Below are 15,544 nucleotides of genomic sequence, written 5' to 3'. Positions count from 1 at the left end.
TCAATGTCACGTGTAGGCAAAAATCCCGTGCAGATTCCGCAAGGGGTACAAGTTTCTCTGAAAGACGGTAAAATTGTTGTCAAAGGTAAAAGAGGCGAATTGTCTCTGCCTGTATCTGAACATATTGAAACTGTTATTGAAGATAATCAGGTTACTGTTAAGCCAAAAGATGATGGTGTTGCCGCAAGAACAATGTGGGGCACTACCAGAGCATTAATTGCGAATATGGTCAAGGGTGTTTCCGAAGGTTATACCAAGGCCCTGGAAATCACGGGAACTGGGTTTCGTGCCGCTGTTCAAGGTTCAAATCTTGTTATGAATCTTGGTTATTCACACGATGTTGTTTATCCAATTCCATCTGATATTAAAATTACAACGCCACGTCCAACGGCAATTGTTGTTGAGGGTAATGATAAACAACGTGTTGGTCAAATCGCACTGGATATACGTAATTTTAGAAAACCTGAACCTTATAAAGGTAAAGGTGTTCGTTATGAAGATGAGATTATACGTCGCAAAGAAGGCAAGAAAAAATAATGGGTATGCAACGTGAATTACAAACGCGCCGTCGCAGACGGTTGCGTTATCAGCTTCGTCAGAAAGGAAACGGGCGTCCACGTCTTTCGGTTTTCCGTTCAAGCAAAAATATTTATGCTCAAGTTATTGACGATATGGCTGGTAAGACTTTAGTTGCTGCTTCAACTTTGGATGCAGCGGCTAAAGGACAAATTAAAACTGGAGCTGATATTAATGCTGCTCGTGTCGTAGGCAAGTTGATTGCTGAGCGTGCAAAAGCAGCAGGATTGGAACAGGTCGTATTTGATCGTGGCTCCTATATTTATCATGGGCGTGTAAAAGCGCTTGCTGAGGCTGCCCGTGAGGGCGGGCTCTCGTTCTAAGAGGAGTCGCGAATGGCACGTGAAGTGAAAGAAGGCGGTCGCGGTGGACGTGAACGTGAAAATGAAGATTTGATCGACAAATTGGTATCGATTAATCGTGTTGCTAAAGTTGTAAAAGGTGGTCGACGCTTTGCCTTTGCTGCATTGGTCGTCGTTGGTGATCAGCGTGGACGTGTAGGATATGGTGCCGGTAAAGCCAGAGAGGTGCCTGAAGCAATCCGCAAGGCAACTGAGCAGGCTAAAAAATCAATGATACGTGTTCCCATGAAAGAAGGCAGAACATTGCATCATGATGTGCAAGGTTTTTATGGCGCCGGTAAGGTCGTGTTAAGATCTGCCGATTCGGGAACTGGTATTATTGCTGGCGGTCCAATGCGTGCGGTTTTTGAAAGCCTTGGAATTAATGATGTTGTTGCGAAATCAACAGGTTCACGTAATCCACATAATATGGTAAAAGCAACTTTTGATGCATTGCGTAGATGTGCAAGTCCAAGAGTTGTTGCAGCAAGACGTGGAAAGAAGGTGTCTGAAATTCTTGGTCGCCGTGATTCTGGTCATGCGTCTCAAAATGCGGAGGCTGTAAATGGCTAGTAATACGGTAAAAGTAACTCAGATAGCATCTGCAATTGGTCGTAAGAAAGATCAAAAGCAAACATTGACTGGTCTTGGCTTGAATCGTGTTGGTGCAACCCGTGAGTTGGAAAATACACCAGCTGTCCAGGGAATGATCAATAAGATTCGCCACCTCGTTAAGGTGGAGGGATAAATGAATTTAAATGAACTTCGTGATAATGCCGGAGCGAGATACCGTAAAAAACGTCTTGGACGAGGTATTGGTTCTGGTAAAGGCAAAACATCAGGTAAAGGCGTGAAAGGTCAGTTGGCACGTTCAGGTGTGGCAATCAATGGCTTTGAAGGTGGACAGCTTCCACTTTACCGTCGTATGCCAAAAAGAGGGTTCAAGAATATTTTTCGCAAAAATTATGTGGAAATTAATCTTCGGACCCTTTCATCCGCTATTGAGCAAGGCAAATTGAATGCATCATCTTTAATCGATGAAAAAGCATTGCGTGAAGCCGGTTTATTTAAGGGAAAAAAATACTCTGGCGTCTGTTTGCTTGCTAATGGAAATCTAAATCAGGCCATCAACTTGGAAGTGTCAAGAGCATCAGCGGCAGCTGTTGAAGCGGTTAAAAAAGCTGGTGGTTCTCTAAAACTTTTATCGTCATCTGGGGATGTTTCTGCAGATGCCTAGGAAATGAAGAGGTAATATAATTTAAGTTTGATCAATTTTTAGATCAAAACATTATGTTACATTCTAATTTTAAGGTAAAATTACAGCGTCCCGTTTTGTTACGGTGACGCTGTTTTTTTTGAAAGGATAAAAATTATGGCCTCTATGGCCGAACAACTAGCGGCGAATATTAATGTCAGTGCGTTTTCTAAAGCAACTGAATTAAAAAAGCGTATTTGGTTTACATTGGGTGCGTTAATTATTTACCGTTTAGGTACCTATATCCCGGTTCCGGGAGTGGATGCTACGGTAATGGCACAATTGCTGGCTAAACACCAGGGTGGTATTCTTGGTATGTTTGACATGTTCAGTGGTGGCGCCTTGGGTCGTATGACCATTTTTGCCCTGAACATCATGCCCTATATTAGTGCATCTATTATCATTCAGTTGATGTCCTCTGCGATGCCATCTCTTGAAGCCTTGAAAAAGGAAGGGGAGCAAGGGCGTAAAAAGCTTAATCAATATACACGTTACCTGACGGTTTTCATTGCTTTATTCCAAGCTTATGGAATTGCCATTGGGTTGGAAAGTATGAAAAGTCCCGCAGGTTCTGCCGTTACCAATCCGGGGATGCTTTTTCTGTTAACCTGCGTCATCACGCTGGTTGGGGGAACAATGTTTTTGATGTGGTTGGGGGAACAAATCACGGCACGCGGGGTAGGTAATGGAATATCATTGATTATTTTTGCCGGTATTGTCGCCAATTTACCAACGGCTTTGGCAAGCTTATTTCAATTGGGTTACACTGGCGCTTTGTCTCCATTTTTTGTTGTTGCATTTCTTGTATTGGCAGCGGTTACAATCGCCTTTATCGTTTTTATGGAACAGGCGCAAAGAAGAGTTGTCATACAATATCCAAAACGGCAGGTTGGGCAACGCATGTATGGTGGTGATTCAACACATATGCCATTAAAAGTTAATACCGCTGGGGTCATACCGCCTATTTTTGCGTCTTCAGTTTTATTGATACCTGTTACAATAGCTGGATTTCTATCAAATGAATCGACACCTGGATGGTTGGCATATCTAGGACAGGAATTCGGTCAGGGTCATATTTTATATATGGTCTTTTATGCTGCCATGATTATTTTCTTCTCATATTTTTATGCGGCTGTATCCTTTAATCCCAAAGAAACGGCAGATAATTTACGAAAACAGGGTGGATTTATTCCCGGTATTCGTCCAGGTGCAAATACAGCAACCTATTTTGATAATATCCTGACACGGTTAACAACAATTGGAGCGCTATATCTTGTTGTTGTCTGTTTATTGCCACAATTTTTAATCAATCATTACAATGTTCCCTTCTATTTTGGTGGAACCAGTTTGATAATCATAGTTTCCGTGACAATAGATACGGTAACGCAGGTTCAATCCCATTTGGTTGCGCACCAATATCAGGGTCTATTACGCAAATCCAGGTTTGGAAAAGGAAAAAAACGGTGAAGCTAATATTTTTGGGCCCACCAGGGGCGGGTAAAGGGACGCAGGCTCAACGTTTGTCAGAAAAATATCATATCGCGCAAATCTCCACAGGAGATATGCTGAGGGCTGAGGTGAGGTCAGGGTCAGAAATCGGGAAAAAAGCCAAGGATATTATGGATAAGGGGTTATTGTTTCCTGATGATCTGATGGTTGAAATGATTGCAAAAAGAATTAAAAAGGATGATTGTAAAAACGGTTTCATTCTTGATGGTTTCCCTCGCAATGTGGATCAAGCAAAAGCGTTGGATAAAATGTTTGTCTCTGAACATCTGAAACTTGATGCTGTATTATTATTAAAAGTGGATGAGGAAATACTTGCAGAGCGAATTTCCAACCGGTTTAGTTGTGCAAAATGTGGTGCCAGTTATAATAAACTTTTTAAAAAACCAAAAAAAGACGGAGTCTGTGATGCCTGCGGTTCAACGGAATTTGTCTCAAGAGCTGATGATAATAAAGATACCGTTCTGGAACGTTTAAGGGTCTATCGTGAACAGACCGCTCCCTTATTGCCATATTATGAAGAAAAAAAATGCTTGTATCCCATTGATGGTATGAAAAATGTGGATGAGGTGACAAAAGATATTGATTTAATTTTAAAAAAAAATAAAATGTAAGTTTATATTTTTGTGAAAAAATTATCATACTATATTGACTCTGTTAGTATGAAAGTTATATTGATGCTTTTAAAAGTATTTCAAACACGTTAGTTATTAATGAAACAGTTATTGATCTCGTAACTGTTGCTTTTTTAGTGGCTAGCTGTTAAGAATAGACCTAAATTATTAAGGCTAATTAAGGAGTATTGGGCGTGGCGCGTATTGCCGGCGTAAACATCCCGACGAATAAGCGGGTAACCATTGGTCTGCGTTATATATACGGCATTGGGCCGACAAAAGCGCAGGAAATTTGTAATAAATTGTCAATTCCTGACGAACGTAGGGTGAACGAACTTTCAGACGATGAGGTTCTGAAAATCCGTGAGTTAATTGATAGCGAGTATCAGGTTGAGGGTGATCTTCGTCGTGAAGTTTCGATGAATATCAAGCGTTTGATGGACTTGGGATGTTACCGTGGATTGCGTCATCGTCGTGGTTTGCCTGTAAGAGGTCAGAGAACTCACACAAATGCTCGTACACGTAAGGGTAAGGCGGTTGCTATTGCTGGTAAGAAAAAAGTAACACGTTAACCCTTGGTTTGTTTTAATTTTTTATAACTAAACGGACAGGATAATAAAAGCCATGGCGAAACCCGCCACACCGCGTCTCAGAAAAAAAGAACGCAAAAACATTACTTCTGGCGTAGCGCATGTTTTGTCTACGTTTAATAATACGATGATCACTATCTCTGATGTTCAAGGAAATGCAATTTCATGGTCTTCAGCGGGTGCTCAGGGATTTAAAGGTTCACGCAAATCTACACCTTATGCAGCACAGGTTGCTGCTGAGGATGCAGGACGTAAAGCTCGTGAACATGGTATGGAAACTCTTGAAATTGAAGTGTCTGGACCGGGATCTGGACGTGAAAGCGCATTGCGTGCTTTGCAGGCGGTAGGTTTTACGGTTACTTCAATCCGGGATACCACACCAGTGCCACATAACGGATGTCGTCCACGTAAACGTCGTCGCGTTTAATCGTTCGTATATTATTTTCAATCAATAATGAATGGAAATAATATTCAAGTAACAAAAGCTGACTTCGAGGTTAAGATTTTGTTACTTTTTTGGTAATAATTTGAATTGAAAGGCCACCACCTTGGTCCTCCAGAAAAACTGGCAATCTCTTATTAAGCCGGAGAAGCTGGAAGTCGAACCGGGCTCGGCGTCACAAAATGTGGCGACCGTGGTGGCGGAGCCGCTTGAACGTGGCTTCGGCATGACGCTCGGTAATGCGCTTCGGCGAGTACTTTTATCTTCTCTTCAAGGGGCTGCTGTTACAGCTGTTCGTATTGATGGCGTTCTTCACGAATTCTCATCAGTCAATGGTGTGCGGGAAGATGTCACGGATATTGTCCTGAATGTTAAGCAACTGGCCATACGTATGCATAGTGATGGTCCAAAACGGATGATTTTGTCCGCGGTAGGTCCAGGCCAAGTTACAGCTGGACAGATTCAGACAGATCATGATATTGAAATCATGAATCCTGATCTTGTGATTTGCACACTTGATGATGGAATAAAGTTGGGTATGGAATTTACCGTTGAAATGGGTAAAGGTTATGTGCCTGCCTCTACTAACCGTCAGGAGGATGCTCCGATTGGGATGATTCCAATTGACGCGATATATTCACCTGTTCGTCGTGTTTCCTATAAAGTTGAGCCAACCCGTGTTGGTCAGGTAACAGATTATGACAAGCTGTTATTGACTTTAGAAACAGATGGTTCTGTAACGCCTGAAAATGCCGTAGCTTTGGCTGCGCGTATTTTGCAAGATCAGTTCCAGCTTTTTATCAATTTTGATGAGCCTAAACCAGTCGTGACGGAAGAGCCTAAGGAAGAGCTTCCATTCAATCGTAATTTATTGCGCAAAGTTGATGAGCTTGAATTGTCAGTTCGTAGCGCCAACTGTCTCAAGAATGATAACATTGTGTATATTGGCGATCTGGTGCAGCGGACAGAGCAAGAAATGTTACGCACTCCTAATTTTGGTCGCAAGTCATTGAATGAAATCAAGGAAGTTCTTTCTTCAATGGGATTGTCATTGGGAATGAATGTGCCTGCTTGGCCACCAGAAAATATTGAAGAGTTAGCTAAACGGCTGGATGAGCTGTTTTAAGCATAGTATGATAGAAGAGGATTGAAATTATGCGTCACGGTATATCCGGCCGTAAATTGGGTGTGACTTCATCGCATCGCCTTGCAATGTTCAGAAATATGGCCGTTGCATTAATTAAGCATGAACAGATTACAACGACTTTGCCAAAAGCTAAGGAATTACGTCCAGTTGTCGAGAAACTTGTGACATTGGGAAAACGTGGTGATTTGCATGCACGTAGACAGGCTTATGCCATGTTGCGTGACGAGACTATTGTTGTTAAGTTATTTTCTGTTATCGCTGATCGTTACAAATCGCGTCAAGGTGGATATTTGCGTGTGTTGAAAGCGGGTGTCCGTTATGGTGATGCTGCTGATATGGCAGTTATCGAATTTATTGAACGTGATGTAAATGCAAAAGGGCTTGACAGTGGACCAAAGCCCACTGATGAAGATTCAGACGAGTTAGCTGCATAATATTAAAATACCCTTTTGATTTTTAAAAAGAGATAGGTTTCTATCTCTTTTTTTGTTTGTAATGAACAAAATTGGGATTATAATTAAGTTGTAAAAAAAATATATGTTAACGCGTTAGGCTTTTGGAAGAATCTTGGGATAGATTGAAAAGGAGAGCCGGGATATGCTTAAAATTGCATTTATTTGTCTTTTAATTGCTTTATTGGCTTGGCTTCTTGGTTTTACAAGTGTGGCAATTATAGCAGCAGGTATTGCTAAGATTATATTTTTTATTGCACTGTTATTCGCTTTTTTATTTTTTATTCTTGCGTTTTTGGTTGGAAGAAAATTACTTAATAATTAATTTCTTGAGATGTTGAGTTGTAAATTATTTTTAGTGATATGTTAAAATAATTGATTTGTTTGTAATTTTTTAGGGACATGAAACAAAGACAGGGAATGAGTTCGCAGTATTAAGCTTAAAATATCATTGATTTAAAAATGTATTAAATATTGGCTTTTTATAAGAAACCAATTTTATTTTGTGAATTTTTTTTATGATAGTTTAATATATTTTACATGTTTGATTTTAAATCAAATATTTTAAGATTTTGGATATTGTTCAAAATTAAAAAACCTTGTTTCTGAAAAAATGAAATCACTAACAAATTATTATTTATTAAAATAATTTCATTTTTTGTATAATAGAGCTAGTTTTTGTTTTGCTGTAATACAGGAGGTATAAAAGGTATATTGGAGGTTAAAGAGGATTTGCTTGGCAATCGATCATCCTTCCAGCCACCTCCAAGGTTTTCGATCAACAAGACGGTATCCACCATTTGCTGTTGCCGTATTCCAAGAGTTGTTTGCTGGTTATTTAATAAAGCGACTTGTTGAGTTACAACAGTGGTATAATCGTGAGTGCCGCTCATATATTGTGCCAGGGCTACTTTAAGGGCTTTGTCAGCGTATTCAACCGCTGCTTGTTGCTGGATTTTTTGATCGGCCAGGATATTAAGGTTAGATATTTGATCCTCAACGGATTGCAAGGCTGCAAGAATGGTTTGCCTATATTGAGCCACAGAAGCATCATATTGTGCCTCTGCCTGTTTGACCATTGAACTTCTTACCCCGCCATCAAACAAGTTTTCTGAAGCGGATGCCCCTAAAGACCAGATGCGGTTGGCAACTTGAACAAGGCTGCCCACCGGATTACCACTATAAGATAAATTGGCTGATAAGGTTACATCGGGGAAAAATGCTGCAATAGCAGCTCCTATCTGGGCATTTTTTTCTTGCATATGGCGTTCAGCTGAAGCTATATCAGGCCTTCTTTGTAATAAAATGGATGGAACACCTACTGGAATTTGAGGTATGTTGTCATTTAAAATACCGTGAGGAATTGATAAATTTGCCGGGGGCTTTCCAATTAGAGTGGCAATAGCATGTTCGTATTGGGATCGAGAAATACCTGCAGCAGTCAATTGTGCCCTGGTTTGCTCAAGCTGTGTTTGTGCCTGTAATAACGCCGTGGGTTCAATAACACCGGCATTATGTTGATCCTGGGTTACTTTTAAGGATTGCTCATAGGCTTTAACGGTTTTTTGCAATAAATCGATTAATGAATCTTGATATCGCAAGTTAAAATAGGTCTGGGCCAACTGGCTTTGATAAGATAGTCTTGCATTGGCAAGATCTGCGGCACTGGCTTGTGCAGCTGCTACCTGGCTTTCCGTGTTACGTCGTATTTTTCCCCAAAGATCGAGATCCCAGCTTGCAGAGGTTTGTAATGCATAAGTATTTCTTGTCATTCCGGATGAATAATTAATATTTCCGCCCCCATTACCGATGCTTCTTGCACCACCTCCGTTACCTTGACGGTCAAAATTCGTGCCAAGATTTAATGTTGGGTATAAAGCTGCCTTAGTTTGGTCAATCAAGGCACGCGCATAACGATAATTTGCTTCTGCCTGTTTTAAATTCTGGTTGGAAATATCAACCTGTTCTTCCAGCTGATTAAGAACAGGATCATTATAGATAGTCCACCATTCACCTTTAGGAAAGGCGGCGGCACTGGGATTGGCTGTCTGCCATCCGTTAACTGGTTTCAATTCCTTGAACCGTTGTGAAATGACTGGAGCGGGGCGATGATAATTTGGTCCAACCATACAGCCGCTTAGCAAAAAAAAGAAAGTGATCCCCACATATCGTAAGGAGAACAGGTTGATGCCCCTATTATGCACGTTGTTGTCCCCCATGAAAAAATAGTCTCTTTAACAGACGGTTATGTCGTAATCGATCCATATAGATATAAATTACTGGGGTTGTATACAAGGTCAGAGCCTGACTGACCACTAAACCCCCTACAATCGCGATTCCAAGTGGACGTCTGATCTCGCAACCATATCCATTGGAAAGAATAAGAGGAACTGCACCAAATGCGGCTGCAACGGTAGTCATGAGAATGGGACGAAAACGTAATTTACATGCTAGTAAAATTGCTGATTTTGTATCCATGTTTTCTGACTCTTCTGCCTTGATAGCGAAATCAACCAAAAGAATGGCATTCTTTTTGACAATCCCAATAAGTAGGATAATGCCAATCATGGTTATAATAGTAAATTCTTCCCCGAACAGATCAAGCGCCAATAATGCGCCAACACCTGCCGAGGGAAGGGTGGATAGAATTGTTAAAGGATGGATGTAGCTTTCATATAATATACCCAGTGTAATGTAAACGGCGGCAATTGCGGCAAATATGATAATGATATTATTTTTGATGCTGCTCTGGAACTGGGCTGCATTGCCAGAAAAACTTCCTGCTATATTTTTTGGTAAATGAATTTTGACGGTTTCCGTTTTGATGAGTTGAATGGCATCGCTCAGTGATTTTCCTTTTGCCAAGTTAAATGATAAAGTCGCGGCAACGAACATACCCTGATGATTGACTGATAATGAGGTCAATGCTTTGTTCTGGTTAGTGACAAAAGATAATGGGATCATGGTTTCATGATTGGTGGAGACAGCTGAACCATTGGATGCACCATTACCCCCGGCAAGTCTATTCGCAATCTGGTTTCTAAAGTTTTCCTGCTCGATTTTATCCTCTTGACTTAAAAATGCATTCGATTTGACACGGATTGTATTTGATACGGTTCCGCCACCGGGTGATCCTCCTGCAACACTGACCCATACCTGATTCAAGGCACCGGTATGAGGGGCGTAACGCGGATCCGTTTCCATAATGACCCGATATTGGTTCAACGGATTATAAATAATTGAAGCGGCACGCTGTCCAAAAGAGTCAAACAACGTATTTGAAATAAGTTGTGGTGTTAAGTTAACTCGTGCGGCTGTATCCCGAAGAATATCAATATTGATTGCCTCACCTCCCTGTTGGACATCGGAAGAAACATCTGTGATGATACCGGGATGCTTTTTTAGTGCTTCAACAAGTTTGGGCATCCATTTATATAATTCGCTAGAGGAATCTGATTGTAAAGTATATTGATAGTTTGCGTTACTTGAACGCCCGCCTACATGTAATATATTGGGAGGGAAAATATAGAATTTCGCGCCAACCATATTTTGTAATTTTTTAGAAAGTCGCGCTTGAGTTTCAAAAATATTGTTTTTTCGTAATTTTTTATCTTTTAAGGAAATAAAGATATTTCCCTGATTGACCGCTTTGCCTCCTGTAAAGGAGGAAATGGATGCAATATCCGGATCATTTATAAGTATTTTCTGAACAAACTGGATTTTTTCTTTCATGTTTTGAAAGGAAATGGATTGATCGCCCTGAAGATGGCATAACAAAATTCCGATATCCTCATTAGGCATGAAACCTTTAGGCATGGTTATAAAAAGGAAAATCATCAGGATAATCGTTGCAGGAATTGATAGGGCAACGAGAAAAGGATATTTAAGGATGTGCGAAAGAGTGCTTTGATAGAGTTGATCACAATAATCAAATAATTTTATAAAACAATGATTAATTTTATATCCCCGTTTATTATTGTTTCCTTGGTGTCGCATAAGAATAAAGGCACACATCATGGGAGTTAGGGTCAGGGAAAGGATCATCGAAATAATCAGGGTTATGGAAAGGGTCATGGCAAATTCATGAAACAATTTTCCTATCAAACCACCCATCAGCAATATCGGCAGGAACACGGCAATCAAAGATATAGTGATCGAGATTACCGTAAACGAGACTTCCTTTGCGCCATATAAAGCGGCAGCTTTGGGAGATATACCATTCTCCAAATGCCGGTTTATATTTTCCAGCACAACAATGGCATCATCCACGACAAAGCCGGTTGCGATGGTTAGCGCCATTAAGGAAAACGTATCAAGTGAATAACCCAATAATTTAAGAATGGCAAATGTGGAGATAATGGAGGCTGGCAAAACAACGGCAGGAATAATAATGGCTCGAATGTTTCTTAGAAAAACCAGAACAACCGTTATGACTAGAACAATGGATATGACCAATGTCATTTGGGTATCAAACAGGGTGGCCCTGATTGTGGTTGAACGATCAATGGCAATGTGCAGATTCACATCGGTAGGTAAGGCTGCCTTTATCAATGATAACTTTTTATGAATCAAACTGGTTGTCTTGATGACATTACTACCGGCTTGAGGGAAAATAACCAGAATGATGGAGCGTTTATCGTTATAATATCCCGCATGATGTAAGTCTTCAACGTCGTCTTTTACTGTTGAGATGTTCTCTAACATGACAGGTGCATGATTTCTGTATGCAATTACGAGGTTTCGATAGGCTTCAGCCTTTGTTGCCTGATCATTGGTTGCTAATTGATAGCGTTTGTCACCTTCTTCAATAAAACCTTTGGGTGTATGAGCGTTGGTTGATGCCAGTGCCGCCCTGACATCTTCAAATCCAATACCGTATTTGTAAAGAGCATGCGGGTTTAGTTCAATTCTGACTGCCGGTAGTGAACTTCCCCCCAGTTCAACTTGCCCGACCCCTTTGATACTTGAGAGCTGGTGTTGCAAAACAGTTGTCGCATAATCATAAAGCTGTGGCAAGGTTTTGGTTTTGGATGTCATGGCCAAGATCATGATGGGAGAGGTGGAGGGATTCATCTTGAAATAGGATGGATTGGAACGCATCGAAGAGGGAAGGTCGGCACGTGCCGCTTGTAAGGCGGCTTCTACATCCCTTGCCGCATTATTAATATCTTTGGAAAGATCGAATTGTAAAATGATCCTGACCTGGTTTTGGGTTGATTGTGAGGTCATTTCATTGGTGCCAGGTATCTGTCCCAGCCTTCTCTCCAATGGTGCAGCAATCGAGCTGGCAATTTCCTCTGGTGTGCCGCCCGCTTGTTGGGCACGTATCATGATTACAGGAAAATCCACGTTGGGGAGATCAGAAACCGGTAATAGTTCGTAACCCAGTATACCTGTTAGAAATAATGTAACTGTGAGTAAAATTGTTGCAACAGGCCGTTGTATAAAGGGTTTTGCTATATTCATGATTCAGGTTTTTCATCAATTGGTTGGTGATTGGATAATGATGAAAAAAAATGATGTCCCCAGTTTTTAAGTCTTTCCATATATAGATAAATAATGGGAGTTGTAAAAAGAGTGAGCAATTGGCTGGCAAGAAGCCCCCAAAAAATGCTGATACCCAAAGGATGCCTTAGTTCAGATCCGGTTCCTGTTCCCAGCATCATGGGAATAGCCGCCAACATGGCCGCCAGGGTTGTCATCAGAATGGGCCTGAACCGTAGAAGTGCTGCCTGATGAATTGCCTCCAGTGAGGATTTCTTGTCTTTCCTTTCAGCCTCCAGCGCAAAATCAATCATCATAATGGCATTTTTTTTGACAATTCCAATTAATAGAATGATGCCAATAATTCCCATAATATCTAAGTTGCATCCATCAATCCATAGTGCAAATAGTGCACCAATCGTGGCCGAGGGAAGGGTTGACAAAATAGTTATGGGATGAATGAAGCTTTCATAAAGAATGCCAAGGATAATATAAACAGCAATAATGGCCGCTATAACAAGAAACAATTCATTTTTAAGGCTCTTTTCAAATGCAGCCGCTATTCCTTGAAAACTGACCTGGAAGCTTGAGGGAAGATTCAGTTCCTTGTGGATGGAATTGATGATTTGTGTTGCCTCCCCCAGGGAATGACCCTTGTTGATGTTAAAGGAAATCGATATGGCTGGAAACTGACCGAAGTGGGTGACTAGAAGGGGTGCAGTGTCATGAGTGATTTTTGTCACCTGGGATAAAGGAACCAGACCAGAGGTTGGATTTCTTGTTGGACCAGAAGTTGAAGCGGAATTGTTGCCATTTATTCCGGGAAGATAAAGCTGGTTCAAAGAGGTCAAATGTTTTTGAAATTTTGGATCGGCTTCCAGAATGATCCTGTATTGGTTTGATTCTGTAAAAATAGTGGAAATTTGGCGTTGGCCAAAAGAGTCATATAAAACATTATCAATTGTTTGAGGTGTGATGGAATAACGAGCACCTGTGGCACGGTCAAGGGTGATATTGGCAACCAATCCTTGTGATTGCAGGTTTGAGGAGACATCGGAAAGGGCAGGTTCTTTTTGCAGACGATTAACAATTTTAGGTACCCAGAGTTCAAGTTGCCTGTAATCCGGATTTTCGATCAAAAGTTGGTATTGGGTGGCTGAAAAAGTTGTTTCTAGCGAGAGATCTTGTATGGGTCGAAGATAAAGTTGTGTTCCAACAATCTGTTTTGATGCCCGGGTTATTCTTTTGATTGTTTTTTCAATAGATGTTTTACGTTCCTTTCGGTTTTTCAAATTGATCAAGAAACGTCCCTGATTAAGGGTCATATTCTGTCCGTCAATGCCGATAAATGATGAAAGGTTATCCACGTCTGGATCGTTTAAAATTGTGTTTGCCAGAGCTTTTTGCTTGTTTGCGACCGCTTTCAGCGAGGCATTTTGAGGCATGATGGATATGCCTTGTGCCATACCGTTATCTTGAACGGGAAAGAAACCCTTGGGGATGTAGTAAGCCATTATGAGGGTTATGACAAAGGTGCAACAGGTGATAAATAAGGTTAGAGGCTGGTGTTTGAAGACAAATTGTAGTCCGGTATTGTAAAATTCTATTATTCTGTCTATCACACGATCAAAAAAATAGTTGTTCTGTTTTTTTTCGATTTCGGTCAGAATATGCGCACACAACATTGGAACCAGGGTTAGGGAAACAATGGCGGATATGATGATTGTAATAGACAGGGTAACTGCAAATTCGTAAAATAAACGACCAATAATATCCCCCATGAATAATAGAGGGATAAGGACAGCGATTAAAGAAATCGTAAGCGATATGATTGTAAACCCTATTTCTTCTGACCCTTTTAAAGCGGCTTGAATCCGGTTTTCACCCATTTCGATATATCGTGTAATGTTCTCTATCATAACAATTGCATCATCCACAACGAAACCGGTCGCTATTGTCAATGCCATCAAGGATAAATTATCTAGTGAGAAATTAAAAAGATACATTACCGCCAAGGTTCCGATCAAGGATAGGGGAACGGAAAGACTGGGAATAATTGTTGCAGAAATATTTCTTAAAAAGATAAAAATGACCAAAATAACTAAGATAATTGACAGAATGAGCTCAAATTTTACATCATGAATTGAAGCGCGAATGGATGTCGTGCGATCGGTCAATGGCGTTAATGTTATACCTGAAGGCAATGATTTTTTTAATTGTGGTAATATTTCATTGATATTGTTAACAACCGAGATGATATTCGCCTTGGGTTGTCGTTGTACATTTAAAATCAAGGCTGGTGTTTTATTTGCCCATGCCATCAATTGACTATTTTCTGGCCCGTTTATGACAGTGGCCACATCACGTAATCGAACAGGTCCATTATTGTTATAGGCGATAATTTGGTTAAGTAACTGTTCCGGATTTTTTATTTGTCCATTGGTCTGGATGGTGACGGCGCGTTTTGGGCCATCCAAATTTCCGGTGGGGGAATTGACATTAACGTTACCGATTGTTGTTCTGATACTGTCCAGATCAATTCCATATGAAGTTATTTTAGGAATATTGATTTGTACACGGATTGCCTTACGTTGTCCTCCTGATATGGTAACCAGTCCTACCCCATTAATCTGGCTTATTTTTGTGGCCAACCTGTTATTAACGTAATCCTCAACCTCGGTCAGGGGTAGAGATTTTGAAGTAATGCCAAGCGTAAGGATAGGTGTATCAGCAGGATTTACTTTTGCATAAACAGGAGGTGCAGGCAAATCAGTGGGCAAAAGGGAGTTGGCCTGATTGATCGCTTCTTGCACTTCCTGGGCCGCGACATCCATGGAGACTGAAAGATTGAATTGTAACGTGATGACTGAAGCCCCTCCAGAGGATTGGGAAATCATTTGATTTAATCCAGGGATGGATCCCAATTCACTTTCCAATGGTGCTGTGACCGAGGTCATCATGACATCCGGACTTGCCCCTGGATAAAATGTTGAAACGGTTATTGTTGGATAGTCAACATCAGGTAACGCGGACAGGGGTAAGAAACGATAGCCTAATATTCCGCAGATCATGATGGCAATCATAAGCAGGGTTGTTGCCACGGGGCGCAAAATAAAAAGGCGTGATGGATTCATAAA

15 protein-coding genes are annotated in these 15,544 nt (G+C 40.8%); 12 read left to right on the top strand and 3 right to left on the bottom strand.

What is annotated here, in order from left to right:
• Positions 1 to 3 precede the first annotated feature (3 nt).
• The 12 genes from rplF to H3T44_RS02750 all read left to right on the top strand — a co-directional run bounded on the left by rplF (position 4) and on the right by H3T44_RS02750 (position 7,248).
• Positions 4 to 537, top strand: a complete 534-nt coding sequence (gene rplF, locus H3T44_RS02805) for a 50S ribosomal protein L6 (protein WP_110438391.1) — start codon at positions 4 to 6, stop codon at positions 535 to 537.
• Positions 537 to 899 carry a 50S ribosomal protein L18 gene (gene rplR, locus H3T44_RS02800; RefSeq protein WP_122123901.1) on the top strand — a complete coding sequence of 121 codons (363 nt, stop codon included), beginning with the start codon at positions 537 to 539 and terminating at the stop codon, positions 897 to 899. The genes rplF and rplR overlap by 1 nt, the downstream gene beginning before the upstream one ends.
• A 12-nt stretch (positions 900 to 911) precedes the next feature.
• The gene (gene rpsE / locus H3T44_RS02795) at positions 912 to 1,490 is read left to right on the top strand and encodes a 30S ribosomal protein S5 (protein ID WP_110438389.1); all 579 of its coding nucleotides are present in this window, start codon (positions 912 to 914) and stop codon (positions 1,488 to 1,490) included.
• Positions 1,483 to 1,665 (top strand): 50S ribosomal protein L30, encoded by a 183-nt coding sequence (rpmD, locus tag H3T44_RS02790; RefSeq protein ID WP_122123900.1) that lies wholly within the window; start codon positions 1,483 to 1,485, stop codon positions 1,663 to 1,665. Before rpsE ends, rpmD begins: the two co-directional genes overlap by 8 nt.
• Complete coding sequence (gene rplO / locus H3T44_RS02785) at positions 1,666 to 2,154, top strand: 50S ribosomal protein L15 (protein ID WP_110438387.1); 489 nt, start codon at positions 1,666 to 1,668, stop codon at positions 2,152 to 2,154.
• 135 nt (positions 2,155 to 2,289) lie between these two features.
• Positions 2,290 to 3,639 (top strand): preprotein translocase subunit SecY, encoded by a 1,350-nt coding sequence (gene secY / locus H3T44_RS02780; RefSeq protein ID WP_198195932.1) that lies wholly within the window; start codon positions 2,290 to 2,292, stop codon positions 3,637 to 3,639.
• The gene (locus H3T44_RS02775; RefSeq protein ID WP_198195930.1) at positions 3,636 to 4,292 is read left to right on the top strand and encodes an adenylate kinase; all 657 of its coding nucleotides are present in this window, start codon (positions 3,636 to 3,638) and stop codon (positions 4,290 to 4,292) included. The genes secY and H3T44_RS02775 overlap by 4 nt, the downstream gene beginning before the upstream one ends.
• Before the next feature lie 194 nt (positions 4,293 to 4,486).
• Complete coding sequence (rpsM, locus tag H3T44_RS02770; RefSeq protein ID WP_198192683.1) at positions 4,487 to 4,864, top strand: 30S ribosomal protein S13; 378 nt, start codon at positions 4,487 to 4,489, stop codon at positions 4,862 to 4,864.
• A gap of 52 nt (positions 4,865 to 4,916) precedes the next feature.
• Positions 4,917 to 5,309 carry a 30S ribosomal protein S11 gene (rpsK, locus tag H3T44_RS02765; RefSeq protein WP_110438383.1) on the top strand — a complete coding sequence of 131 codons (393 nt, stop codon included), beginning with the start codon at positions 4,917 to 4,919 and terminating at the stop codon, positions 5,307 to 5,309.
• Positions 5,310 to 5,430: 121 nt separating this feature from the next.
• Entirely contained in the window at positions 5,431 to 6,450 is a 1,020-nt protein-coding gene (locus H3T44_RS02760; RefSeq protein WP_110438382.1) for a DNA-directed RNA polymerase subunit alpha, read from the top strand.
• 29 nt (positions 6,451 to 6,479) lie between these two features.
• Positions 6,480 to 6,905 (top strand): 50S ribosomal protein L17, encoded by a 426-nt coding sequence (gene rplQ / locus H3T44_RS02755; RefSeq protein ID WP_198195928.1) that lies wholly within the window; start codon positions 6,480 to 6,482, stop codon positions 6,903 to 6,905.
• A gap of 163 nt (positions 6,906 to 7,068) precedes the next feature.
• Complete coding sequence (locus tag H3T44_RS02750) at positions 7,069 to 7,248, top strand: DUF1328 domain-containing protein (protein ID WP_110438380.1); 180 nt, start codon at positions 7,069 to 7,071, stop codon at positions 7,246 to 7,248.
• A gap of 346 nt (positions 7,249 to 7,594) precedes the next feature.
• Here the strand turns inward: H3T44_RS02750 and H3T44_RS02745 are convergent, their stop codons facing one another.
• The 3 genes from H3T44_RS02745 to H3T44_RS02735 are packed head-to-tail and all read right to left on the bottom strand — an operon-like array spanning position 7,595 to position 15,541.
• Positions 7,595 to 9,142 carry an efflux transporter outer membrane subunit gene (locus H3T44_RS02745; RefSeq protein WP_198195926.1) on the bottom strand — a complete coding sequence of 516 codons (1,548 nt, stop codon included), beginning with the start codon at positions 9,140 to 9,142 and terminating at the stop codon, positions 7,595 to 7,597.
• Positions 9,120 to 12,389: an efflux RND transporter permease subunit gene (locus tag H3T44_RS02740; RefSeq protein WP_198195924.1), complete on the bottom strand. Its 3,270-nt coding sequence runs from the start codon at positions 12,387 to 12,389 to the stop codon at positions 9,120 to 9,122. The genes H3T44_RS02745 and H3T44_RS02740 overlap by 23 nt, the downstream gene beginning before the upstream one ends.
• The gene (locus tag H3T44_RS02735) at positions 12,386 to 15,541 is read right to left on the bottom strand and encodes an efflux RND transporter permease subunit (RefSeq protein WP_198195922.1); all 3,156 of its coding nucleotides are present in this window, start codon (positions 15,539 to 15,541) and stop codon (positions 12,386 to 12,388) included. The genes H3T44_RS02740 and H3T44_RS02735 overlap by 4 nt, the downstream gene beginning before the upstream one ends.
• Positions 15,542 to 15,544: the final 3 nt, after the last annotated feature.

Origin of the sequence: Commensalibacter sp. M0355, from assembly GCF_016101365.1 — a bacterium.
Taxonomy (GTDB): domain Bacteria; phylum Pseudomonadota; class Alphaproteobacteria; order Acetobacterales; family Acetobacteraceae; genus Commensalibacter; species Commensalibacter melissae.
This window is presented reverse-complemented; position numbering and strand designations above follow the sequence as displayed.

Coding starts and splice junctions, on each gene's coding strand:
- rplF (WP_110438391.1), top strand. CDS start 4: ATGTCACGTGTAGGCAAAAATCCCGTGCAGATTCCGCAAGGGGTACAA.
- rplR (WP_122123901.1), top strand. CDS start 537: ATGGGTATGCAACGTGAATTACAAACGCGCCGTCGCAGACGGTTGCGT.
- rpsE (WP_110438389.1), top strand. CDS start 912: ATGGCACGTGAAGTGAAAGAAGGCGGTCGCGGTGGACGTGAACGTGAA.
- rpmD (WP_122123900.1), top strand. CDS start 1,483: ATGGCTAGTAATACGGTAAAAGTAACTCAGATAGCATCTGCAATTGGT.
- rplO (WP_110438387.1), top strand. CDS start 1,666: ATGAATTTAAATGAACTTCGTGATAATGCCGGAGCGAGATACCGTAAA.
- secY (WP_198195932.1), top strand. CDS start 2,290: ATGGCCTCTATGGCCGAACAACTAGCGGCGAATATTAATGTCAGTGCG.
- rpsK (WP_110438383.1), top strand. CDS start 4,917: ATGGCGAAACCCGCCACACCGCGTCTCAGAAAAAAAGAACGCAAAAAC.
- rplQ (WP_198195928.1), top strand. CDS start 6,480: ATGCGTCACGGTATATCCGGCCGTAAATTGGGTGTGACTTCATCGCAT.
- H3T44_RS02750 (WP_110438380.1), top strand. CDS start 7,069: ATGCTTAAAATTGCATTTATTTGTCTTTTAATTGCTTTATTGGCTTGG.
- H3T44_RS02745 (WP_198195926.1), bottom strand. CDS start 9,142: ATGGGGGACAACAACGTGCATAATAGGGGCATCAACCTGTTCTCCTTA.
- H3T44_RS02740 (WP_198195924.1), bottom strand. CDS start 12,389: ATGAATATAGCAAAACCCTTTATACAACGGCCTGTTGCAACAATTTTA.
- H3T44_RS02735 (WP_198195922.1), bottom strand. CDS start 15,541: ATGAATCCATCACGCCTTTTTATTTTGCGCCCCGTGGCAACAACCCTG.